Origin of the sequence: Mycobacterium asiaticum, from assembly GCF_001673365.1 — a bacterium.
Taxonomy (GTDB): Bacteria; Actinomycetota; Actinomycetes; order Mycobacteriales; family Mycobacteriaceae; genus Mycobacterium; species Mycobacterium asiaticum_A.
Window position 1 is genome coordinate 1 of sequence record NZ_LZLS01000073.1, and the last position, 21491, is coordinate 21491.

Below are 21491 nucleotides of genomic sequence, written 5' to 3' on the forward strand. Positions count from 1 at the left end.
CCGACAATTCACCTCACGAGGGACCGCGAAATGCCAGTCCACGCGGCGTGTCGCTGTGCAGACACGCGCGCTCGCGGGCGAAGGCGAGCGCGACTAGAAGGCGCCGGACTGCTCGATGATGTTGACCATCACCCGCACGCCGATCGCCAACGCCCGCTCGTCGAGATCGAACGTCGGCTGATGCAAGTCCAGCTGCGGCCCCTCCCCGGACCACACGCCCAGCCGGCCCATTGCGCCCGGAATTTCCTCGAGGTACCAGGAGAAGTCCTCGCCACCACCAGACTGCCGAGTATCGGCCAGCACGTCGGGGCCGACGGCTTCGATGGCGTGAGTGAGGATGCGGGTGGAAACGTCCTCGTTGACCACCGGCGGCACCCCGCGCCGATACTGCAGCGTGTGCTCGATCGCCAGCGGCGAGAGCAGACCGGCGACGGCGTCGCGGATGATTCCCTCCAGGTCGACCCAGGTCTGGCGGCTGGCCGTGCGCACGGTGCCGGCCAGCACCCCGGATTGCGGAATTGCGTTGGGCGCATTGCCCGCATTCACCGCGCCCCACACGAGCACGGTGCTGTTGCGTGGATCGACGCGGCGCGACAGGACACCAGGGAGCCCGGTGATCACCGTGCCCAACCCGTAGACCAGATCGGCGGTCAGGTGCGGCCGCGAGGTGTGCCCCCCGGGCGAGTACAACGTGATCTCGACCTGGTCGGCGGCTGAGGTAATGGGTCCCAGCCGCACGGCGACCTTGCCGACCTCGAGTCGGGGGTCGCAGTGCAGCGCAAAGATCCGCGACACCCCGGTCAACGCGCCCGCGGCGATCGCATCGATCGCGCCACCGGGCATCAGTTCCTCGGCCGCCTGGAAGATCAGCCGCACGCCCACTGGCAGTTCGGGCACCGACGCCAGCGCCAGCGCGGTTCCCAGCAGGATCGCGGTGTGAGCATCATGACCGCAGGCATGCGCGATGTTGGGCATCGTCGAGGCGTACGGCGCGCCGGTCCGCTCAGTCATCGGTAACGCGTCCATGTCGGCGCGCAGCGCGATCCGCGGCTGGTGTTCGGGCCCGAAATCGCAGGTCAGCCCCGTTCCGCCGGGCAGCACCTTTGGGTTCAAGCCGGCGTCGGCCAACCGCTCGGCAACGAACTGCGTGGTGGCGAACTCCTGACGCCCCAGCTCGGGGTAGCGGTGGATGTGCCGACGCCAGGACACCAGGTCGTCATAGTGGGCGGCCAGCCAGGATTCGGCGCTGTCGACGAGACTCATGAAGCCGTCCTGCGCTGCTGGGCGGCCAACACCCGCTCGCGTTGACCGGAATCGGAGGCGAGCGCAACGACGGTGCGCGCCAGCATGATCGCCCCCTCGACGACCGCGCGGTCTGCGCTGGCCCCCGCGGCTGCTGCGGCGAACGCACGCTGGTGCACGGTCGCGCCGCCTGCGTCGACGCCGATCACCGGATGAATGCCGGGCAGCACGTGCGTCACGTTGCCCATGTCGGTGCTGCCCAACGGCAGCGCGGCCTCGATGGCGGCGGGCACCGGTTCGCGCCCCAGGCGGCGCATCTCCGCGCGGAAGACGTCGACCAGCCACTGGTCGGGCCGCAGCTCGCCGTATGGGGGTCCCGCCTCGTTGATTTCGTATTCGCACCCGGCTGCCAGCGCTCCGGCGGCAAAGCAGGCGTACATCCGGCCCTCGAGTTCGCGCAGCGAATCCGATTCCAGCGCCCGCATCGCGTATTTCAGTGCTGCCTGCCCGGGAATGACATTGACCGCCTGCCCACCGTCGGTGACGATGCCGTGGGTCATCTGCCCTGGCGCGAGTTGCTGACGCAGCAGGCCGACGGCCACTTGCGCAACCGTCGCAGCGTCGGCGGCGTTGAGACCCAGGTGGGGCGCGACCGCGGCGTGCGATTCCTTGCCCCGGTAGTGCACGGTGACCTCGGACAGCGCCAGGGACCGCGCGCCGGCGATGTCGCTGGGTCCGGGGTGCACCATCACGGCCAATGCGACGTCGTCGAACGTCCCGGCCCGCAGCATCAGCGCTTTGCCCCCGCCCGACTCCTCGGCGGGAGTGCCCAGCAAGGCCACTGTCAGGCCCAGGTCGTCGGCTACTTCGGCGAGCGCCAACGCGGCGCCTACCGCCGAGGCGGCGATGATGTTGTGACCGCAGGCATGCCCGATATCGGGCAGCGCGTCGTATTCCGCGCACACACCGACCACCAGCGGTCCGCTGCCGAACGCGGCGCGAAATGCGGTGTCTAGCCCGGCAACCGGGGCGATCTCGAAACCGCGTTCGGCAACGAGTTTCTTTGTCTTGGCACAGCTGCGGTACTCGCCGAACGCCAGTTCCGGTTCGGCGTGGATGGCATGGGACAGCTCGATCAGGTCGCCGCCACGGCGCCGCACCGTCGCCTCGACGCGGTCGGGTGCGCTGAGTGCGGGCATCTTGGCAGTATCTCACCGCCGTGAGCACCGTCCGGCCAGTAGTCTCGCCGAGTGTGACCAGCCTGCCACCGGATCCCGCCGAACTCGCGACCCAGGCCGCGCAGGTGATCGCCGAACGCACCGGCGTCAACAGACACGACGTCGCCGTCATACTCGGCTCGGGCTGGTCGCCGGCGGTCGCCGCGCTGGGGTCGCCGACCGCGGTGCTGGCGCAGTCCGAGGTTCCCGGCTTCGCTCCGCCGCGGGCGGCCGGGCATGCTGGTGAGCTGCTGTCGGTGCCGGTCGGCGAGCACCGCGTGCTGGTACTGGCCGGGCGCGTACACGCCTACGAGGGGCACGATCTGGCGCACGTGGTGCATCCGGTGCGCGCGGCCTGCGCGGCCGGGACGCGGATAGTCGTGCTGACCAACGCCGCCGGCGGATTGCGTCCGGACCTGCAGGTGGGCCAACCGGTGCTAATCAGTGACCATCTGAACCTGACCGCACGTTCGCCGTTGGTGGGGGCGCAGTTCGTCGACCTGACCGACGCGTACGCGGCGCGGTTACGGGCGCTGGCCCGTGACACCGATCCCGAGCTGGCCGAGGGCGTGTACGCGGGCTTGCCCGGTCCGCACTACGAGACGCCGGCCGAGATCCGGATGCTGCAAACCTTGGGCGCGGATCTGGTCGGCATGTCCACGGTGCACGAGACGATCGCCGCGCGGGCGGCGGGCGCCGAGGTGCTCGGCGTATCCCTGGTGACGAACCTGGCGGCCGGTATCACCGGCGAACCGCTGAGCCATGCTGAGGTACTGGCTGCGGGGGCCGCGTCGGCCGCGCGGATGGGGTCACTGCTGGCCGACGTGATAGCCCGGTTCTAGTGAGACCGCAGGACTGGATCGCCCACGACCCGGATCCGGCCACGGCCGCGGAGTTAGCCGGCTTGGAGCCGGACGAACTGGCCGCGCGCTTCGCCCGCCCGTTGACGTTCGGCACCGCGGGTCTGCGCGGACCGGTGCGCGGGGGGCCGGACGCGATGAACCTGGCGGTGGTGTTGCGCGCCACCTGGGCGCTGGCGCAGGTACTTCGCGAGACGAGGGCGACGCCCACCGTCGTAGTCGGCCGCGACGCGCGGCACGGCTCGGCAACGTTCGCCACCGCAACCGCTGAAGCGCTTGCCGCACAGGGCTTTTCGGTGCTGTTATTCGACGAGCCGGTCCCCACGCCGGTGGTCGCCTTCGCGGTGCGCCAGACCGGCGCGGCGGCCGGGGTGCAGATCACCGCATCCCACAATCCGGCGACCGACAACGGGTACAAGGTGTATCTCGACGGCGGCATCCAGATCGTCTCCCCCACCGACCGGCGCATCGAGGCTGCCATGGCCACCGCTCCCCCGGCCGATCAGATCCCCCGGCAACAAGTGACATCGTCCGATACCGATTTGGTCGAGCGCTATCTGCAACGCGCGGCGGGGGTGCGGCACGCCACCGGCAACGTGCGGGTGGCGTTGACGCCGATGCACGGCGTGGGCGGCGCCCTGGCCGTGCGGGCGCTGCAGCAAGCCGGTTTCGACGACGTGCACGTCGTCGCCGCGCAATTCGCGCCAGACCCCGACTTCCCCACGGTCGCGTTCCCCAACCCCGAGGAACCCGGTGCCACCGACGCGCTGCTCGCACTGGCCGCCGACATCGGCGCGGACGTAGCGATCGCGCTGGACCCCGACGCCGACCGGTGCGCGGTCGGCATACCCGGCCCCTCCGGCTGGCGCATGCTCTCCGGTGACGAAACCGGTTGGCTGCTAGGCAATTACATCCTGTCCCGGCCGGCAACCGGCATCCGTACCGTCGCCAGCACGGTGGTGTCCTCGCGCATGCTAGCGGCAATCGCCGCGCACCACGGCGCGTTGCACGTCGAGACGCTGACCGGGTTCAAGTGGCTGGCCCGCGCCGACGCCGACCACCCGGGGACCCTGGTCTACGCCTACGAGGAGGCGATCGGACATTGCGTCGATCCGTCGGTCGTGCGCGACAAGGACGGCATCAGCGCCGCGGTGTTGGCCTGTGATCTGGTGGCGTCGCTGCGAGGCAAGCGAGTCTGCGACCTGCTCGACGACTTGGCCCGAAGATTCGGCGTGCACGACGTCGCCGCGGTGTCACGTCGAGTAGCCGACTCCGCCGAGGCGATCGCGTTGCTGCGACGACTGCGCGAAGCGCCACCAGACCGGCTGGCCGGAATTCGGGTGGCCGTCGCCGATCTCGCCGATGCCCTGATCTTTTCCGGCCGCGATGGCGATGCGTCGGTCCGGGTGGTGGTACGCCCGTCGGGCACCGAGCCAAAGTTGAAGTGTTACTTGGAAGTTCGCTGTGCACCGACCGCGGAAGTGGATGCGGCGCGAACCCGGGCGCGGGCGTTGCGGGACCAGTTGGTCGCCGCCGTAACCGGTCTTTAGGGTCAGCGCGGACCGAACTGGCGGTCGCCGGCATCTCCGAGTCCCGGCACGATGTAGGCGATCTCGTTGAGCCCGTCGTCGATGGCCGCGGTGAACAACCGTGCATGCGGCGCCACCTTCTCCACCGCCGCGATGCCTTCGGGTGCCGCGACCACACACAGCATGGTGATGTCGGTGGCGCCGCGATCTTGGAGCAGACGAACGGTATGGATCATCGAACCCCCGGTGGCCAACATCGGGTCGAGGATCAGGACCGGCAGCTCGGCAAGGTCGTCGGGCAGTGACGCGAGGTAGGGCATCGGTTGATGGCTCTGCTCATCGCGGGCCACGCCGACAAAGCCGACATTCGCCTCGGGCAAAGCCGCGTGTGCGACCTCGACCATGCCCAGTCCGGCGCGCAGCACCGGCACCAACAAGGGCGGCCTGGCCAACCGCGAACCCGTGGTCTCGGCTAGCGGCGTGCGGATGCGAACCGGCTCGCTCGGGGCGTTGCGGGTGGCCTCGTAGACCAGGGTGAGCGTCAACTCGCTGAGTGCTGACCGGAAAACGACACTGTCGGTGCGCTCATCGCGCAACGTCGTCAGCCGGGCCGCAGCCAGCGGGTGGTCGATAATATGAATTTCCACTGAGTTCAGAGCGTATATAACAATCGGGTGCTTACCTGCTGACACGGGCATTTTCGTCGGTTTGACGGATAAATCACACCCATATACTCCCGGCATGGGGCAGCTCCGACGGCATCTGACCTGGGTTTTCTGCACCGTCACCGTCCTGTGCGCGCTGCCGGTCGGAACGGTCCGGGCCGCCGCGACCCTGCCGACCTACGCCCACGTGGTGATCGTGGTCGAGGAGAACCGCTCGCAGGCCAACATCATCGGAAACAAGTCGGCGCCGTTCATCAACGCGCTGGCCGCCGGCGGCGCGATGATGGCGCAGTCCTTTGCCGAGACGCATCCCAGCGAGCCGAACTATCTGGCGATGTTTGCCGGCAGCACGTTCGGGGTGACCAAAGACACCTGCCCGATCAATGCCGGCGCGCAGCCGAATCTGGCGTCGGAATTGCTGGCGTCCGGCCGCACGTTTGGAGGGTATTCCGAAGACCTGCCCGCGGTCGGCTCGACGGTTTGCAGCGCGGGCAAATACGCCCGCAAGCACGTGCCGTGGGTCAATTTCAGCAATGTGCCGCCGACGGTGTCGGTGCCGTTCTCCGCATTCCCGGCCCCGAACGGGTATGCGAGCCTGCCAACGGTTTCATTCGTCATCCCCAACAACGACAACAACATGCATGACGGGTCGATCGCCCAAGGCGACGCCTGGTTGAACAGCCGGATGTCGGCCTACGCCAACTGGGCAAAGGCGAACAACAGCCTGTTGATCGTCACCTGGGACGAGGACGACGGCGGCCCCCGCAACCAGATCCCGACGGTGTTCTACGGTGCCCACATCCGACCGGGCACCTACAACGACACCATCAGCCACTACAACCTGCTTGCCACGCTCGAGGAGATGTACGGGCTGCCCAAAACGGGCTACGCGGCGAATGCTCCGGCGATCACAAGTATTTGGGGCGGGTAAGCGCCAACTGGCCGGGTCGCTATTGTGTGCCGCATGGCTGCTGACCTCGTGCCCATCCGCCTGAGCTTGTCCGACGGTGACCGCTACACGTTGTGGGCGCCGCGCTGGCGTGACTCCGGGGACGAGTGGGAAGCGTTCCTGGGCAAGGACGAGGACCTGTACGTCTTCGAGAATGTCGCCGACCTGACCGCCTTCGTCCGGAGCGACAGCGACAACGATCTGGTCGACCACCCGGGCTGGGAAAATATCGTCGAGGCCAACGCGCACAAGCTGGACCCGGATGCGGACAAGCAGTTCGATCTGGTCGCCGTCGAGGAGTTGGTGGCCGAGAAGCCGACCGAGGAGTCGGTAACCGCGTTGGCCGGGACGCTGGCGATCGTGTCTTCGATCGGTTCGGTGTGCGAGTTGCCGGCGATATCGAAGTTCTTCAACGGCAACCCGACGCTGGGCACCGTTTCCGGTGGTATCGACCACTTCACCGGAAAGGCTGGCCAGAAGCGGTGGAACGCGATCGCCGAGATCATCGGTCGCAGCTGGGACGACGTGCTCCAAGCTATCGACGAGATCGCCACCATCCCCGAGTTTGACGAGAAGCTGGCCGCGAAAGCCGCCGAGGAACTCGAAGAAGAAGTCGAGGAAGAAGAAGTCGAGGAAGAAGAAGTCGAGGAAGAAGCGGATGACGCCCTCGACGAGACCGACCTCGAGACCGACTCTGCGGAAACCGACGACGAGCTCGACGAGGCCGTCGAGGAGACCGACGAAGACGAAGACGACGAAGACGAAGAGGACGCCGAAGACGACGAACGGGCCGAAGGCGACACCGTCGTGCTGGGCGGCGACGAGGAATTCTGGCTGCAGGTGGGCATCGACCCGATCCGGATCATGACCAGCTCCGGCACTTTCTACACCCTGCGTTGCTACCTGGACGACCAGCCGATATTTTTGGGCCGCAACGGCCGGATCAGCGTCTTCAGCTCCGAGCGGGCGCTGGCCCGTTACCTCGCCGACGAGCACGACCACGACCTGTCCGACCTGGCCACCTATGACGACATCCGCACCGCCGCCACCGACGGTTCCCTGAAGGTCGACATCACCGACGAGAACGTCTACGTGCTCAGCGGACTGGCGGACGACTTCGCCGATGGACCCGAAGCGGTGGATCGTGAGCAGTTGGACCTGGCTGTCGAGCTGCTGCGCGACATCGGTGCGTACTCGGAGGAAAGCACCGTCGACAAGGCGCTGGACCCCGGCAAGCCGTTGGGAAAGCTGATCGGTCACGTGCTCGAGCCCGAGTCGACGAGCAAGCCCAACGGACCGTATGCCTCGGCGGTGCGGGCGTGGGAGAAGCTGGAAGCCTTCGTCGAGTCCCGATTGAGGCGCGAATAGCTGCCAGCGGTCTCGAAGCGGCGTCAGTCGCGGCACGGCTGAGTCGCGGTCTTCAGTCCCGCTTGCCAGCGGTGAGTTAGCCGCTGTTCGATGGCAACCATGTCCGCTGTGATCGCGGTGCCAGAGCTGATCGCCCAAACGGCAACGGACCTGACCGCTATCGCCACTGCGCTCGACGCGGCACACCTGACGGCAGCGGCCCCCACTCAGACGGTGCTGCCCGCGGCGGCCGATGAGGTATCCGCTGGTATCGCGCATCTGTTCTCGGGCTATGGCCAGCAGTATCAGGTCGCTGCCGAGCAGGCCGCGCAGTATCAGCAACGGTTCGCCGAGCACCTGATGTCGGCCGCGAGCGGTTATGCCGGCGCCGAGGCGACCAACGTCTCGCTGTTGCAACCGCTGGCAGCCGCGGCCAGCGCGGCCGCCCTGCCGTCGCTGGACCAATTGCTGAGCAGTTTGATGCCGCTGGTTTGGGAGACACTCGCGGTTCTTTACTATGCGCTGTTTTCCATGTTGATCGCGGTTTACGCCGCACTTCTGATTTACCTGCCGCTGGCTGTGTTGGGATCACTAATTCCGGTCTAGATCGGCAGCGCAAGCGGCCAAGATTTCGTCCCAGTCCTCGATATTGAAGTGGCCTTTGCCGGCGGCCCAGTGCAGATCCACGTCGGGAATTGTCCGCGCGAGATATTCGCCCATCGCGTGCGGGATAAACGAGTCGCGGTCGCCCTGCCAGATATGCGTGGGTACGGCGACGTCACCAACCTCGAAACCCCAGGGCCGATATTCGAGGAACGACTCGTACGCACCACCGCGACCGCCCTGCCGAAATGCCTCGAGTTGAATGGCGCGGAAATGTCGGAGGAAAAGCTCGTCGCGCATGCGCCGCCGATCGACGTCGGGCAGCGAGGACGTCACGACCCGGGAGAACAGAGCGGGCCAGCGCGTCGCGCACCAACCGAGCGGCGCGAATGCGGCGTCGAAAATCCATGTTCCGCGTTGCGCCGCGCGCGCGTAGAAAGTGTCAGCGCGGTTGAGGCTGCGCATGATTTCCGGAGTCGCCAGCGGCCCCCACGGCCCGAGCGCACCGACGAACCGAAGCCTTGCCGGCGGGATGAATGCCCCGCACGCGAACAGGTGCGGCCCGGCTCCCGAATGCCCGACGACGCCGAATTCGTCCAGCCCGAGCCCGTCGGCCAGCGCGCAGACGTCGGCCGGCCAGTCGGTGAACTTGCGTCCGCGCGCAAACGTCGATCGCCCGTACCCAGGGCGGTCGACGGCGATCAACCGGAAACCGCGGCGCCGCGCCGCGCCGTCGGCGAACGCGCCCTCCAGGCGGCAACTCGGTGTGCCGTGAAAGTAGAAAGCGGGAAAGCCGTCGGGGTCGCCCCACTCCAGGTACGCGAGCGTCCGCCCGTCGGGCAGCCTGAACGTGCTGGCCTCGTCGGCACGGATGCGGTCCGGCAGCATCAGCTGGCTGCTCCCAGAAACGCGCGCCCGCGTCGTGTCCGCGAACCGAACCACACGGCGATTTTCAGCGCTGAAAATCGCAGCCAGGTTCGGTTCGCGGCAAGTGTGAAGCCGTCGGCGTTGAGCAGCACATGAGCGATGGTATTCAGAGGCGGTACATCGCGCGTGACATGGAGGAGTCTTCGAGAAACGTGTAACGCGCCGGGCGGTTAGCCCGCGACTCGGGTCGGTCCTGACGCCCGGACGGGTTGGCAGTGCGGCCAATGGTGGAGGCGGCGCGGGTCAAATACTTCATGTCATGCTCCTGAAGAAGTTGCTGGGAAACTCTGGACCATTTGACTGTCCTATTTCTCGCCGCCTCAGCCATCGGTAGGAATGCGTAAATCCGCACTGCGGAGGTCGTAGGTCTGCTGCGGGCCACTGGACGTCCATACGTACTTTCGCTGACAATTGTTGCTTTAATGCTGTCTCAAGCTGTCTTGACCTGCGTGGACCGGAGCGTGAGCGACATGCTGCTGACTGGCACGGTGACGCTCCTGCTGGCCGACATCGAGGGGTCGACGCGGCTGTGGCAGACGGAGCCGGCGGACATGACGGCCGCGATCGCACTGCTGGATCGCACCCTGGCCGATGTGGTGGCAACCCACGGCGGAGTTCGCCCGATCGAACAGGGTGAAGGCGACAGCTTTGTGATCGCTTTCGGTCGTACCGCCGATGCCGTCGCGTGCGCCCTGCAACTACAGCAGGCGCCCCTGTCGCCGATTCGGCTGCGCATCGGCATCCACACCGGTGACGTGCAGTTGCGTGATGACAACAACTACGTCGGACCGACCATCAGCCGCGCCGGACGGCTGCGCGATCTGGCACACGGCGGCCAGACGCTGTTGTCAACCACAACCACCGACATGGCCGCGGACCATCTCCCGGCCGGCGCCTGGTTGATCGATTGCGGCTCGCATCAGCTGCGCGATCTGCCTCGCCCTGAGCGGGTCTCGCAGTTGTGTCACGCCGTCCTGCGCAACGACTTTCCGCCCTTGCGGACGCCCAAGCAAGGCGCGGCACTCAACCTTCCCGTGCAACTGGACAATTTCGTGGGCCGCAGTCGTGAGATCGCCGAGGTCATGGGCATCTTCGGTGAGAACCGGCTGGTCACGCTGATCGGCGGGGGTGGCGTCGGCAAAAGCCGGCTCGCTGTGCAGGTCGCACGGGACATGACAACGGAATTTCCCGACGGGGTCTGCTACGTCGACCTCGAGCCGGTCACCGATCCCGATATCGCGCCGATCATGCTGGCTCGCGCGTTGGGTCTGCCGGATCAGCCCGGCCGCTCCACGATGGACACTCTGCTACGCCACCTCGGCGATCGTCGGCTGCTCATTGTGCTGGACAATTGCGAACACCTGCTGGACGGCGCCGCCGCGCGGATCAGTGCCCTACTGCGCTCCTGCCCGGGAGTGGCGCTACTGGCTACCAGCCGCGAACCGATGGCGGTGGCCGGCGAGGTGGTCTGGCGGGTGCCGACGCTGGCAGAAGACGACGCGTCCGCATTCTTCGCCGAGCGCGCGCGGCTGGCCCGGCCCGACTTCGCCATCACCGACGACAACGCCGAGATGGTGCGCCAGATCTGTCGCCGATTGGACGGGATGCCGCTGGGCATCGGACTGGCGGCCGCCCGGATACGGTCGCTGTCGCTGCCCGAGATCATGGCCGGTCTCGACGACAAAATCCGATTGCTTACCGGCGGTGCGCGCACCGCGCTGCGCCGACACCAGACTTTGCGTGCATCGTTGGACTGGTCCCATGAGTTGCTAAGTGAACCCGAACGGGTGCTGTTTCGTCGGCTCGGAGTGTTCGTCGGGGGGTTCGACCTGCAGACAGCGCAGGCCGTGGCCGGCTTCGGGGAGTTGTCGCGTTACGAGGTACTGGACGGGCTGACGCTGTTGGTCGACAAATCGCTGGTGGTGGCCGACAGCTCTGCGGGCCGAACGCGTTACCGACGCTTCGAGGGGATCGGCCAGTTTGCCATGGAGAAGCTGGAGGAGGCCGGCGAAGCTGACACCGTGCGCGCGAACTACCGCGACCACTACCTGGCCCTCGCCGGCCGTCTCGACAGCCCGGGGCGCAGTGACTATCCGCAACTGCTGGACCAGGCAGAGACCGAAATAGACAACTTGCGATCCGTGTTCGAGTGGTGCCGGAAGAACTCCGATGTCGAGTCGGCGTTGGCGTTGACCTCATCCTTGCAACCGCTTTGGCTCAGCCGGGGCCGCATTCGCGAAGGCCGAACATGGTTCGAATCCCTTCTCGCCGAACCGGATACGCGAAACCCGACCGTCACCCCGGGCAGCCGCGCTCGGGCACTGGCCGACAAGGCCGTCCTCGACATGTTCGTCGACGCGGCCGCCAGCCTGAAACAGGCGCAAGAGGCGCTCGCCATCGCCCGCGAGGTGCAAAACCCGGCCCTGCTGTCGCGGGCGCTGACCGCCTGTGGTTTGACCGCCGGGTTCAACTACGAAGCCGACGTGGTTCACGGGTACTTCGCGGAGGCGGCCGAACACGCCCGTGCCCTCGACGATCGGTGGCGACTCAGCCAGATTCTGGGTTGGCAGAGCAATGCCGCGATCGTGGCGGGCGACGCGAACGCAGCGTATGCGACCGGTAGCGAAGGACGTGATCTGGCGGACGCGCTCGGGGACAGGGTCAGCTCACGCCAGTGCCGGTTGAGTCTCGCGTTCGGCCAGCTATGGCAGGGCGATCTGGCCGGCGCCGTGGATCTGTTCGGCGGAATAGTGGAAGAGGGCGAGGTTGCCGACGACGACATCCTGACGTCGCTGGCCATGAAGGGCCTCGGTGATGCCCTTGCTTATCAGGGCGACGTCAGTGGCGCACGGGCCGCGGCCGAGGCGGCCATCGAGGGCGCGGCCGAGGCCGGCGAATACTTCCTCGGCCTCGGTTACGCAACGCTGGCGACCGCGGCGTTGGCAGCCGGCGACATCGCGACAGCTCGGGAAACGAGCGAGATCGCTTGGCGTTACTTGAGTGTCCAACCCCAGACGGTGAACTTCTGGCGGGCATTCAAGGCGCAGGTCTTATTTGCCGATGGAGACCTGAACGGGGCCCGGGAGTGCTCCGATGATGCGGTCACGCTGACCTCGGGCTGGCACCGGGCGCTGGCGCTGACGACGCGCGCCCGCGTGGCGATGGCACAGGGTGATCCGGCGCAGGCCGAGCGCGACGCACACGACGCGCTGGCGTGCGCCGCCGAAGTCGGCGCATACAACTGTGTCCCCGCCATCCTCGAGTGCCTCGCTCGTCTGGCCGTCGACGACGGCAGCCACCGCGAGGCCAGCCGTCTTTTCGGCGCGGCCGAGGCCCACCGGCAACGGACGGGCAGGATGCGTCTTCGAATCTACGACGCCCCGTATGCCGAATCGGTCGCCAGGCTGCGTGCCGCGATGGGCGACGACGCGTTCGAAGGCGCATGGGCTGATGGCGCAATGCTTTCCACCGAAGAAGCGATCGCCAGTGGATTGCGCCATCGGGGTGAACGGAAACGGGCGACCAGCGGTTGGGACGCACTGACGCGCGCCGAACTCGACGTGGTGCGACTGGTCGGTGCCGGCCTGTCCAACAAAGACATCGCCGCACGGCTGTTCGTCTCGCCGCGCACGGTGCAAACCCACCTCACCCACGTCTACACCAAGCTCGGCTCCAACTCGCGCGTGCAACTCGCCCAGGAGGCCACGCGGCGTACCTGAGGCCCGGTCTAGCCCACCAACACCGCATACCGCGGTTTGATCACGTCGTCGATGATCGCCAACCGCTCGTCGAACGGGATGAACGCGGACTTCATCGCGTTGATGGTGAACCGCTGCAGATCGGTCCAGCCGTACCCGAAAGCATCGACCAGCCGCTGCATCTCTTCGCTCATCGTCGTATCGCTCATCAGGCGGTTGTCGGTGTTGACGGTCACCCGGAAACGCGCGCGGGCCAACAGGTCGAACGGGTGCTCGGCGATGCTGGCTACCGCGCCGGTCTGCACGTTGGAGCTGGGGCACATCTCGAACGGAATTCGCTTGTCCCGCAAGATCGATGCCAACCGGCCCAGGGTGACGTTGCCGTCCGCGTCGACGTCTATGTCGTCGACGATGCGCACGCCGTGTCCCAACCGGTCGGCACCGCAGAACGCGATCGCCTCATGGATGGACGGCAACCCGAATGCCTCACCGGCATGAATTGTGAAGCGCGCGTTGTTATCTCGCATGTATTCGAACGCGTCCAGGTGGCGCGTCGGCGGATGACCGGCTTCAGCGCCGGCGATGTCGAACCCGACAACACCCTTGTCGCGGAACCGAATCGCCAATTCGGCGATCTCCCGCGACATGGCCGCGTGCCGCATCGCGGTCACCAGGCAGCGGACTTTGATCGGACGACCGTCGGCCGCGCACGCCTTCTCCCCCGCCGCGAAACCGGCCAGCACCGCCTCCACGACTTCGTCGAACGACAGCCCCCGGTTGATGTGCAATTCGGGAGCGAACCGAATCTCGGCGTACACCACCGAGTCGTCGGCCAAATCCTCCACACACTCGAGGGCGACACGGTACAGCGCATCGGGAGTCTGCATCACGGCGACGGTGTGCGAGAACGGCTCGAGATAGCGCTCCAGCGAGCCGCTGTGGGAGCGGGTCCGGAACCACGTCGCCAGCGCGTCGGTGTCGGCGGCCGGCAGCCCGTCGTACCCGATTTCCTCGGCGATCTCCAACACGGTGGCCGGTCGCAGCCCGCCATCCAAGTGGTCGTGCAACAGGGCCTTCGGCGCCTGCCGGATCTGCTCCAAACTCAGGCTCATCGGGTGATCCGATCGATGATCAGCGGCTTGGGTCGGGGCGGGGCATCTCCCACGGTGAAGGCGCCGTCCAACTCGGCCAGCGCGGGACCGATGCGCTCCGGGGTTTCGGTGTAGAGCGTGAACAGAACCTCACCCGCTGCCACCGGCTCGCCGGGCCGGCGATGGATTCTGACGCCCGCGCCGTGCTGTACCCGCGCCCCCGGTCGGGATCTGCCCGCACCGAGTCGCCACGCCGTCAGCCCCACTGCCATCGCGTCGATAGTGCCCATTGTGCCGCTCCGGGACGCGGTGACGGTTTCCGAACACCCACCAATCGGCAACGTTTTCGCCAAATCTCCACCCTGGGCCGCGATCAGCCGACGAAACCGGTCCATTGCGGTGCCGTCGCGCAACGTCTGGGCGGGATCGGCGTCGTCGATGCCGGCCAGCTCGAGCATCTCGGTGGCCAGTCGCACGGTCAGCTCGACCACGTCGGGTGGCCCACCCCCGCCCAGCACATCCAGCGCTTCCTGCACTTCCAGTGAGTTGCCGACGGTCCGGCCCAGCGGCGAGTCCATATCGGTGAGCAGCGCGCGGGTGGGCACGCCGTGGGCGGTGCCGATCTCGACCATGGTGTGCGCCAGATCGCGGGACTCCGCTTCGGAGTTCATGAATGCCCCGGACCCGACCTTGACGTCGAGTACCAGTGCGTCGGCTCCCTCGGCGAGCTTCTTGCTCATGATCGAGCTGGCAATCAACGGCAGCGATTCCACGGTCCCGGTGACATCGCGCAGCGCGTACAGCTTGGCGTCGGCAGGCGCCAGCTCACCCGCCGCGAAGATGGCCGCACCGATGTCGCGGAGCTGTTCGCGCACCCGTTGATTGGTCAGGCTCGCGCTGAACCCGGCGATGGACTCCAGCTTGTCCAGGGTGCCGCCGGTGTGGCCGAGCCCTCGGCCGGAGGCTTGCGGCACCGCGGCACCGCAGGCGGTCACGACGGCCACCAGCGGCAGCGTGATCTTGTCGCCGACGCCACCGGTGGAATGCTTGTCGACGGTGCGCAGACCCAGGTCGGTGAAGTCCAGCCGCGGTCCCGAGGCCAGCATCGCCGCGGTCCAGCGGGCAACCTCGCGGCGGTCCATGCCGCGCAGGAAGATCGCCATCAACAACGCCGACATCTGCTCGGCGGCGACGCGGCCGTCGGTGTAGGCCGCGATCACCCAGTCGATCGCGGCATCCGAGAGCCGGCCACCGTCCCGCTTGGTCCGGATCACCGTCGGCGCGTCGAATGTCAACTCCGTCAAGATGTTTGCTCCGAACGGGCCAGATCGTCGGGACCGAAGGCATCTGGCAGCAGGTCGCCAAGTGGCTTGGGACCGGCCGGATGATCGATCAGCAACTCGGGGCCGCCGTGTTCGAGCAGCACTTGGCGACACCTGCCGCACGGCATCAGCGGCGAACCGTCGCCGGCCACGCAGGCCAGCGCGAGCAGGCGGCCGCCGCCGGTGGAGTGCAGCGCACACACCACGCCGCATTCGGCACAGAGACCAAGGCCATATGAGACATTCTCCACATTGCAACCCGTCACAACGCGACCGTCGTCGACGAGTGCCGCGGCGCCGACCGCGAACCCCGAATACGGGGCATACGCCCCCGCGGACGCTTCAATCGCATTGCGCCGCAACGCTTCCCAATTCACGTCAGACATTCCGCAACCTCGCTCGCCGCTGGGTCGACCCGAGCAAGCACACCCTAACCTATGCCGCGACACACGATTTGAATGGGATTGATTGGTACCGCAGCCACGTTGCTCAAGTTAAGCTTGATTGCCCGACTACAGCTGTTTGCTGACGGTTTTGAAGGCGTGAAATAGGCGGTGAAAACTTTGACGACAACCGCAGATTCGGCAACATCTGCACTCGATTCGTCCCGTAAACGTAGGCCGCCCCGCACCCTGTATCGGGGCGATCCCGGCATGTGGGCGTGGGTGCTGCATCGCATCAGCGGCGCCACGATTTTCTTCTTCCTGTTCGTCCACGTGCTGGACGCGGCGGTGCTGCGGGTCAGCCCGCAGGCCTACAACGAGGTGCTGTCCACCTACAAGACCCCGATCGTGGGCCTGATGGAACTTGGCCTGGTGGCCGCGGTGCTGTTCCACGGGATGAACGGCATCCGGGTCATCCTGATCGACTTCTGGTCAGAAGGTCCCCGCCATCAGCGACGGATGCTGTGGATCGTCGCCGTGACGTTCCTGCTGCTGCTGGTGATGGCCGCAGTGGTGATCGGCATTCACGCGTGGGAGCACCTCTGATGAACAGCCCCGATCTTCAGCTTGGGCCCGGCCAGACCGCGCCGGTGCGCCAGCGCAGCTATTACCGCCCGGCCAGCCTGGACAATCCGCGCTCGCCGCGCCGTCGTGCCGGCATCCCCAACTTCGAGAAGTTCGCGTGGCTGTTCATGCGGTTCTCCGGCATCGCGCTGTTGTTCCTGGTGGTCGGACACATGTTCATCATGCTGATGTGGGACAACGGCGTTTACCGCCTCGATTTCAATTTCGTGGCGCAGCGGTGGGCCTCCCCGTTCTGGCAGGTCTGGGACCTGTTGCTGCTGTGGCTTGCGCAGCTGCACGGCGGCAACGGTATCCGCAACATCATCGACGACTACAGCCGCAAGAACATCACCCGCTTCTGGCTGAATGCGCTGCTGACGGCGTCGATGGTGTTCACGCTGATGCTGGGGACATATGTGTTGATGACCTTCAACCCGAACATTTCCTGAAAGGCGCATATGTTTTCGCCACCTCTTTCCCGCAAGCGGGCGCTACCCCATTGTCGGCATTGTCGGCGGCATTCTCGGCGGCGGCCGTGATCGAGCAACACCGATACGACGTGGTGATCGTCGGCGCCGGCGGTGCCGGGATGCGCGCCGCGGTGGAAGCGGGTCCGCGGGTGCGTACCGCGGTGCTCACCAAGCTGTACCCCACCCGCAGCCACACCGGCGCCGCCCAGGGCGGCATGTGCGCCGCGCTGGCCAATGTCGAAGAGGACAACTGGGAGTGGCACACGTTCGACACCGTCAAGGGCGGCGACTATCTCGCCGACCAGGACGCCGTGGAGATCATGTGCAAGGAAGCCATCGACGCGGTGCTCGACCTGGAAAAGATGGGGATGCCGTTCAACCGCACCCCGGAGGGCCGCATCGACCAGCGCCGCTTCGGCGGGCACACTCGCGACCACGGCAAGGCGCCGGTGCGCCGGGCCTGCTATGCCGCCGACCGCACCGGCCACATGATCCTGCAGACGCTCTACCAGAACTGCGTCAAGCACGACGTGCAGTTCTTCAACGAGTTCTACGCGCTGGACCTCGTTCTCACCCAGACCCCTACCGGGCCGGTGGCCACCGGCGTGGTGGCCTACGAGTTGGCAACCGGGGACATCCACGTCTTCCACGCCAAATCCATCGTGCTGGCTACCGGCGGTTCCGGCCGCATGTACAAGACCACCTCCAACGCGCACACCCTGACCGGGGATGGCATCGGCATCGTGTTCCGTAAGGGACTTCCGTTGGAGGACATGGAGTTTCACCAGTTCCATCCGACCGGCCTGGCCGGGCTGGGCATCCTGATCTCCGAGGCGGTGCGCGGTGAGGGCGGCCGGTTGCTCAACGCCGACGGCGAACGCTTCATGGAGCGGTACGCCCCCACGATCGTCGACCTGGCTCCGCGCGACATCGTGGCCCGCTCGATGGTGCTCGAAGTACTGGAAGGCCGTGGCGCGGGCCCCAATAAGGACTACGTCTACATCGACGTCCGTCACCTCGGCGAGGACGTGCTGGAAGCGAAGCTGCCCGACATCACCGAATTCGCGCGCACCTATCTCGGGGTGGACCCGGTACACGAACTCGTGCCGGTCTATCCGACGTGCCATTACGTGATGGGCGGCATTCCGACCACCGTCACCGGGCAGGTGTTGCGAGACAACACCAATACCGTCCCCGGTCTGTTCGCCGCGGGCGAGTGCGCGTGCGTGTCCGTGCACGGCGCGAACCGGTTGGGCACCAATTCGCTGTTGGATATCAACGTCTTTGGCCGTCGGGCCGGCATCGCCGCGGCGGCCTACGCCCAGAGCCACGACTTCGCCGACATGCCGCCAGACCCCTCTGCGATGGTGGTCGGCTGGGTCCGCGACATCTTGTCCGAGCACGGCAACGAACGCGTCGCCGATATTCGCGGCGCTCTGCAACAGACCATGGACAACAACGCCGCGGTGTTCCGCACCGAGGAGACGTTGAAGCAGGCCTTGACCGATATTCATGCCCTGAAGGAACGGTATTCGCGAATAACGGTGCAGGACAAGGGAAAGCGCTTCAACTCCGACCTACTCGAGGCGATCGAACTGGGCTTCCTGTTGGAGCTGGCCGAGGTCACCGTGGTAGGTGCGTTGAACCGCAAGGAGTCTCGCGGCGGTCACGCCCGCGAGGACTACCCCAACCGCGACGACGTCAACTACATGCGCCACACCATGGCCTACAAGGAAGGCACCGAGCTGCTCAGCGACGTCAGGCTGGACTTCAAACCCGTGGTACAGACCCGCTACGAACCGAAGGAGCGGAAGTACTGATGAGCTTAGATACCGGGGACGCGACCGAGGTCGAAAACTCCGACCCGCCACTGCCTCCCGTGCCTGATGGCGCGGTGATGGTGACCCTGAAGATCGCCCGGTTCAACCCCGACAACCCCGACGCATTCGCGGCAACCGGGGGCTGGCAGAGCTTCCGGGTGCCGTGCCTGCCCAGTGACCGGTTGCTCAATTTGTTGCTCTACATCAAGGGTTATCTAGACGGGACGTTGACGTTCCGCCGCTCGTGCGCGCACGGCGTGTGCGGATCGGACGCGATGCGGATCAACGGGGTCAACCGGTTGGCGTGCAAGGTGTTGATGCGTGACCTGCTGCCGAAAAAGCCAGGCAAGAAACTGACCGTCACGGTCGAACCGATCCGTGGGCTACCGGTGGAGAAGGACCTGGTGGTCGACATGGAGCCGTTCTTCGACGCTTACCGGGCGATCAAGCCTTATCTAATCACCAGCGGCAATCCGCCTACGCGCGAACGTATTCAGAGCCCCACCGACCGCGCCCGCTACGACGACACCACCAAATGCATCCTGTGCGCATGCTGCACCACCAGTTGCCCGGTGTTCTGGAATGAAGGCAGCTACTTCGGGCCGGCGGCGATCGTCAACGCGCATCGCTTCATCTTCGACAGCCGCGACGAGGCCGCCGCCGAACGCCTCGACATCCTCAACGAGGTCGACGGAGTGTGGCGCTGCCGCACGACGTTCAACTGCACCGAAGGCTGCCCGCGCGGTATCGAAGTGACCAAGGCGATCCAGGAGGTCAAGCGCGCGACCATGTTCTCGCGTTAGATTGCGGCTCCTTTGTGCGCGGTCAGGAGGTGGGCCGGAAATTTCAGTCGGCCCTTTTCATCCCGATCGTGCGGCGGCAACGCGAACGGCGCTCCCGGAACCTGGAATTCGGCGTTGCAGATATAGGCGGCCCGTATCACGTCGACCTCCCAATACCTGCTCACCGCCGCACGCAACTCGTCCTCGCCGACCTCGTTGGGCTTGATTTGCACCTCGGCGGGGAAGGCGCCCTTGGCAAAAGCCAGCACATAGAGGACGGCGCCGGGGGCCGCTGCGCGATGTATCGAGCGCAGGTAGTCGTCGCGGCCCTCGATCGGCAGCGAATGGAACAGCGTGCAGTCGATCACGGTGGAGAATCGATTGTCATATCCGCTTAGCGTCCTGATGTCGGCCTGCGCGAAGGTCACTGACGACAACCCGCGGTCCGTGGCTGCCACGCGGGCAGTCGCGATCGCGGTTGGCACGAAATCGATTCCCACCACCGGGTAGCCGCGTGCGGCCAGCGCAAGGGCTAGCTCTCCGGACCCGCAGCCAGCGTCAAGTACCTCGCCGCGGATCGCGCCGGCGTCGATCAGGGCGGCCAATTCCGGCTGTGGCTCGCCGATGTTCCACGGCGGCGGACCGTCGAACATGCCTTCGCCGCGGTAGGCGCTGTCCCAGTCCATTACCTCAGATGTCATGGCAGTCAACCTATTTCCACTCAACCGGCAACGACGCGCGGGTACGGACCAGAAAGGACGGCTCCAGCGGCGGCACATGTTGGGCGAGGGTCAACGCCGGAAGTCGTCGCGCCAAACTCTGCAGAGCGACGTGAGCTTCCAACCGCGCCAGGGGCGCGCCGATGCAGAAGTGGATGCCGCGACCGAACGCCAGGTGCGCCTGCTCCTGGTGACGTCCGAGCGCAAGCGTATCGGCGTCCTCGTAGACATCACCATCATGGTTGGCCGAGGTGTAGACCAGAAACACCCGTTCGCCCGGGTTCAAATGCTGTCCGCCCAAACGGGTTTCGGTGACTACCGTGCGCAGCATGCCCAGGATCGGTCCCTCGTATCGCAGGATCTCCTCGATGGCGCTCTTGCGGCGCGAGGTGTCTCTGACCAGTTCGGTCCAGTCCACGTTGCGGGACAACAACTCATACATCGCGGTGGTGATCAATGGCGCGGTGGTCGCGTGCGCGGCGAAGAGCAGCCCGGGAAACATCGACAGCATCTCGAAATCCGAAAGCGCGACACTGGATTCGCGTCGGGCCTGCCACACCGCGCTGATCAGATCGTCCCGAGGATCGTCACGTCGCTGCTCGATGAGTTCAGCCAGGTACTCGTGCAACCGCAGCACCGATTGCGCCAGCTCGACCAGCTGCTCTTTACCGAAGCTGCCCGTCACATCGGTGAGGAAGAGCGCGAAGTCATTGGAACGACGGCTGCACTCTTCCCACATCTCCTCCGGCACACCGATGAGGCTGAAGGGTATTGCGATGGCCAGCGGCATCGAGAACTGGGCATGCAGGTCGGCCGCACCAAGATCCTCGAATTGGTCGATCAAATGCTCACACTGCCGCCAGATCGCGGGCTCGAGGGCAGCCACCCGCTTCGGCGTAAACGCCGCGGCCAGAATACTTCTCATGCGCGTGTGATCGGGTGGATCCCATCCGATCAGGCTGCCTCCGGCGGGCACCTTGCCGTCGAGCATGGCCAGAATTTCGGGGTCCGTAGGTCCCGGGAGGAGGCCGACGGAGGAGAAGATCGCCGGCTGCCGCAGCGCCTGAACCACGTCGTCATAGCGGGAGACCACCCAGGCCTGCAACTGCTCGCTGAAGAAGATGCCTTCGCGCCGTGCGCGCCTGAGCTGGTCGAACATCTCGTCCTGGGTGCGTTGCGTGAACTGATTGAAGTCCGCAGCGATGTGGCGGGACACACTTGTGGTCACCTCCTGACCGTGGCC

General features: G+C 66.2%; 21 protein-coding genes. 10 read left to right on the forward strand and 11 right to left on the reverse strand.

The features are described 5' to 3' along the window. Positions 1 to 93 precede the first annotated feature (93 nt). Complete coding sequence (locus tag A5634_RS07655) at positions 94 to 1263, reverse strand: M20 family metallopeptidase (protein ID WP_065143454.1); 1170 nt, start codon at positions 1261 to 1263, stop codon at positions 94 to 96. Beyond that, positions 1260 to 2441, reverse strand: coding sequence for an amidohydrolase (locus A5634_RS07660; protein ID WP_065143455.1), 1182 nt, complete (start codon positions 2439 to 2441; stop codon positions 1260 to 1262). The genes A5634_RS07655 and A5634_RS07660 overlap by 4 nt, the downstream gene beginning before the upstream one ends. 53 nt (positions 2442 to 2494) lie before the next feature. Here A5634_RS07660 and A5634_RS07665 point away from each other — a divergent pair, with 53 nt between their 5' ends. Both A5634_RS07665 and A5634_RS07670 read left to right on the forward strand, forming a co-directional pair. Continuing rightward, entirely contained in the window at positions 2495 to 3301 is an 807-nt protein-coding gene (locus A5634_RS07665) for a purine-nucleoside phosphorylase (RefSeq protein WP_065143456.1), read from the forward strand. Further along, positions 3301 to 4869, forward strand: coding sequence for a phospho-sugar mutase (locus A5634_RS07670; RefSeq protein WP_065143457.1), 1569 nt, complete (start codon positions 3301 to 3303; stop codon positions 4867 to 4869). The genes A5634_RS07665 and A5634_RS07670 overlap by 1 nt, the downstream gene beginning before the upstream one ends. Positions 4870 to 4871: 2 nt before the next feature. Here A5634_RS07670 and upp read toward each other — a convergent pair whose 3' ends face one another. Next, the gene (gene upp, locus A5634_RS07675; protein ID WP_065143458.1) at positions 4872 to 5495 is read right to left on the reverse strand and encodes a uracil phosphoribosyltransferase; all 624 of its coding nucleotides are present in this window, start codon (positions 5493 to 5495) and stop codon (positions 4872 to 4874) included. A 94-nt stretch (positions 5496 to 5589) separates the two neighbouring features. Here upp and A5634_RS07680 point away from each other — a divergent pair, with 94 nt between their 5' ends. From A5634_RS07680 to A5634_RS07690, 3 genes are all read left to right on the forward strand, one after another. Continuing rightward, positions 5590 to 6444, forward strand: coding sequence for an alkaline phosphatase family protein (locus A5634_RS07680; RefSeq protein WP_081290267.1), 855 nt, complete (start codon positions 5590 to 5592; stop codon positions 6442 to 6444). Positions 6445 to 6477: 33 nt separating this feature from the next. Then, complete coding sequence (satS, locus tag A5634_RS07685; protein ID WP_065143459.1) at positions 6478 to 7830, forward strand: protein export chaperone SatS; 1353 nt, start codon at positions 6478 to 6480, stop codon at positions 7828 to 7830. A 99-nt stretch (positions 7831 to 7929) separates the two neighbouring features. Further along, positions 7930 to 8415 (forward strand): PE family protein, encoded by a 486-nt coding sequence (locus A5634_RS07690; protein ID WP_065143460.1) that lies wholly within the window; start codon positions 7930 to 7932, stop codon positions 8413 to 8415. Here A5634_RS07690 and A5634_RS07695 read toward each other — a convergent pair. The 3 genes from A5634_RS07695 to A5634_RS28100 are packed head-to-tail and all read right to left on the reverse strand — an operon-like array spanning position 8401 to position 9595. After that, complete coding sequence (locus A5634_RS07695; protein WP_065143461.1) at positions 8401 to 9300, reverse strand: alpha/beta fold hydrolase; 900 nt, start codon at positions 9298 to 9300, stop codon at positions 8401 to 8403. The two genes, A5634_RS07690 and A5634_RS07695, sit on opposite strands and share 15 nt — an antisense overlap. Continuing rightward, positions 9300 to 9431 carry a hypothetical protein gene (locus A5634_RS29860; protein WP_301337101.1) on the reverse strand — a complete coding sequence of 44 codons (132 nt, stop codon included), beginning with the start codon at positions 9429 to 9431 and terminating at the stop codon, positions 9300 to 9302. Before A5634_RS29860 ends, A5634_RS07695 begins: the two co-directional genes overlap by 1 nt. Positions 9432 to 9445: 14 nt before the next feature. Next, positions 9446 to 9595, reverse strand: a complete 150-nt coding sequence (locus tag A5634_RS28100) for a hypothetical protein (RefSeq protein WP_155769413.1) — start codon at positions 9593 to 9595, stop codon at positions 9446 to 9448. Between the two features lie 205 nt (positions 9596 to 9800). On the opposite strand from A5634_RS28100, the gene A5634_RS07700 reads away from it, so the two are divergent. Then, positions 9801 to 13058, forward strand: a complete 3258-nt coding sequence (locus A5634_RS07700; RefSeq protein ID WP_065143483.1) for a LuxR C-terminal-related transcriptional regulator — start codon at positions 9801 to 9803, stop codon at positions 13056 to 13058. Positions 13059 to 13066: 8 nt separating this feature from the next. On the opposite strand, the gene A5634_RS07705 is transcribed toward A5634_RS07700, so the two are convergent. From A5634_RS07705 to A5634_RS07715, 3 genes are read right to left on the reverse strand one after another with little or no spacing between them, the layout of a single operon-like run. Then, the gene (locus A5634_RS07705; RefSeq protein ID WP_065143462.1) at positions 13067 to 14149 is read right to left on the reverse strand and encodes an adenosine deaminase; all 1083 of its coding nucleotides are present in this window, start codon (positions 14147 to 14149) and stop codon (positions 13067 to 13069) included. Continuing rightward, on the reverse strand, positions 14146 to 15432 hold the full coding sequence (locus A5634_RS07710) for a thymidine phosphorylase (RefSeq protein ID WP_065143463.1): 1287 nt from the start codon (positions 15430 to 15432) through the stop codon (positions 14146 to 14148). Before A5634_RS07710 ends, A5634_RS07705 begins: the two co-directional genes overlap by 4 nt. Continuing rightward, positions 15429 to 15836, reverse strand: coding sequence for a cytidine deaminase (locus A5634_RS07715; RefSeq protein ID WP_065143464.1), 408 nt, complete (start codon positions 15834 to 15836; stop codon positions 15429 to 15431). The genes A5634_RS07710 and A5634_RS07715 overlap by 4 nt, the downstream gene beginning before the upstream one ends. Before the next feature lie 267 nt (positions 15837 to 16103). On the opposite strand from A5634_RS07715, the gene sdhC reads away from it, so the two are divergent. The 4 genes from sdhC (at position 16104) to A5634_RS07735 (ending at position 19550) form a co-directional block, all read left to right on the forward strand. After that, positions 16104 to 16439, forward strand: a complete 336-nt coding sequence (gene sdhC / locus A5634_RS07720; RefSeq protein WP_065143465.1) for a succinate dehydrogenase, cytochrome b556 subunit — start codon at positions 16104 to 16106, stop codon at positions 16437 to 16439. Further along, the gene (locus A5634_RS07725) at positions 16439 to 16906 is read left to right on the forward strand and encodes a succinate dehydrogenase hydrophobic membrane anchor subunit (protein ID WP_065143466.1); all 468 of its coding nucleotides are present in this window, start codon (positions 16439 to 16441) and stop codon (positions 16904 to 16906) included. The genes sdhC and A5634_RS07725 overlap by 1 nt, the downstream gene beginning before the upstream one ends. 86 nt (positions 16907 to 16992) lie before the next feature. Then, on the forward strand, positions 16993 to 18747 hold the full coding sequence (gene sdhA, locus A5634_RS07730) for a succinate dehydrogenase flavoprotein subunit (RefSeq protein WP_065143484.1): 1755 nt from the start codon (positions 16993 to 16995) through the stop codon (positions 18745 to 18747). Next, complete coding sequence (locus A5634_RS07735) at positions 18747 to 19550, forward strand: succinate dehydrogenase iron-sulfur subunit (protein WP_065143467.1); 804 nt, start codon at positions 18747 to 18749, stop codon at positions 19548 to 19550. Before sdhA ends, A5634_RS07735 begins: the two co-directional genes overlap by 1 nt. On the opposite strand, the gene A5634_RS07740 is transcribed toward A5634_RS07735, so the two are convergent. Together A5634_RS07740 and A5634_RS07745 are read right to left on the reverse strand one after the other, a co-directional pair. After that, a complete protein-coding gene (locus tag A5634_RS07740) occupies positions 19547 to 20230 on the reverse strand; it encodes a class I SAM-dependent methyltransferase (protein ID WP_065143468.1) in 684 nt (227 codons plus the stop codon). The two genes, A5634_RS07735 and A5634_RS07740, sit on opposite strands and share 4 nt — an antisense overlap. Before the next feature lie 10 nt (positions 20231 to 20240). Further along, a complete protein-coding gene (locus A5634_RS07745; RefSeq protein ID WP_155769414.1) occupies positions 20241 to 21476 on the reverse strand; it encodes a cytochrome P450 in 1236 nt (411 codons plus the stop codon). Between the last annotated feature and the right edge of the window lie 15 nt (positions 21477 to 21491).

Excerpts from the sequence above, each read along its gene's own strand:
- A5634_RS07660 (WP_065143455.1), bottom strand. The coding sequence starts at position 2,441 with ATGCCCGCACTCAGCGCACCCGACCGCGTCGAGGCGACGGTGCGGCGC.
- A5634_RS07680 (WP_081290267.1), top strand. The coding sequence starts at position 5,590 with ATGGGGCAGCTCCGACGGCATCTGACCTGGGTTTTCTGCACCGTCACC.
- A5634_RS07735 (WP_065143467.1), top strand. The coding sequence starts at position 18,747 with ATGAGCTTAGATACCGGGGACGCGACCGAGGTCGAAAACTCCGACCCG.
- satS (WP_065143459.1), top strand. The coding sequence starts at position 6,478 with ATGGCTGCTGACCTCGTGCCCATCCGCCTGAGCTTGTCCGACGGTGAC.
- sdhC (WP_065143465.1), top strand. The coding sequence starts at position 16,104 with ATGTGGGCGTGGGTGCTGCATCGCATCAGCGGCGCCACGATTTTCTTC.
- A5634_RS07725 (WP_065143466.1), top strand. The coding sequence starts at position 16,439 with ATGAACAGCCCCGATCTTCAGCTTGGGCCCGGCCAGACCGCGCCGGTG.
- A5634_RS07715 (WP_065143464.1), bottom strand. The coding sequence starts at position 15,836 with ATGTCTGACGTGAATTGGGAAGCGTTGCGGCGCAATGCGATTGAAGCG.
- A5634_RS07705 (WP_065143462.1), bottom strand. The coding sequence starts at position 14,149 with ATGAGCCTGAGTTTGGAGCAGATCCGGCAGGCGCCGAAGGCCCTGTTG.
- A5634_RS07740 (WP_065143468.1), bottom strand. The coding sequence starts at position 20,230 with ATGACATCTGAGGTAATGGACTGGGACAGCGCCTACCGCGGCGAAGGC.
- A5634_RS07695 (WP_065143461.1), bottom strand. The coding sequence starts at position 9,300 with ATGCTGCCGGACCGCATCCGTGCCGACGAGGCCAGCACGTTCAGGCTG.
- A5634_RS28100 (WP_155769413.1), bottom strand. The coding sequence starts at position 9,595 with ATGAAGTATTTGACCCGCGCCGCCTCCACCATTGGCCGCACTGCCAAC.
- A5634_RS07655 (WP_065143454.1), bottom strand. The coding sequence starts at position 1,263 with ATGAGTCTCGTCGACAGCGCCGAATCCTGGCTGGCCGCCCACTATGAC.
- A5634_RS07690 (WP_065143460.1), top strand. The coding sequence starts at position 7,930 with ATGTCCGCTGTGATCGCGGTGCCAGAGCTGATCGCCCAAACGGCAACG.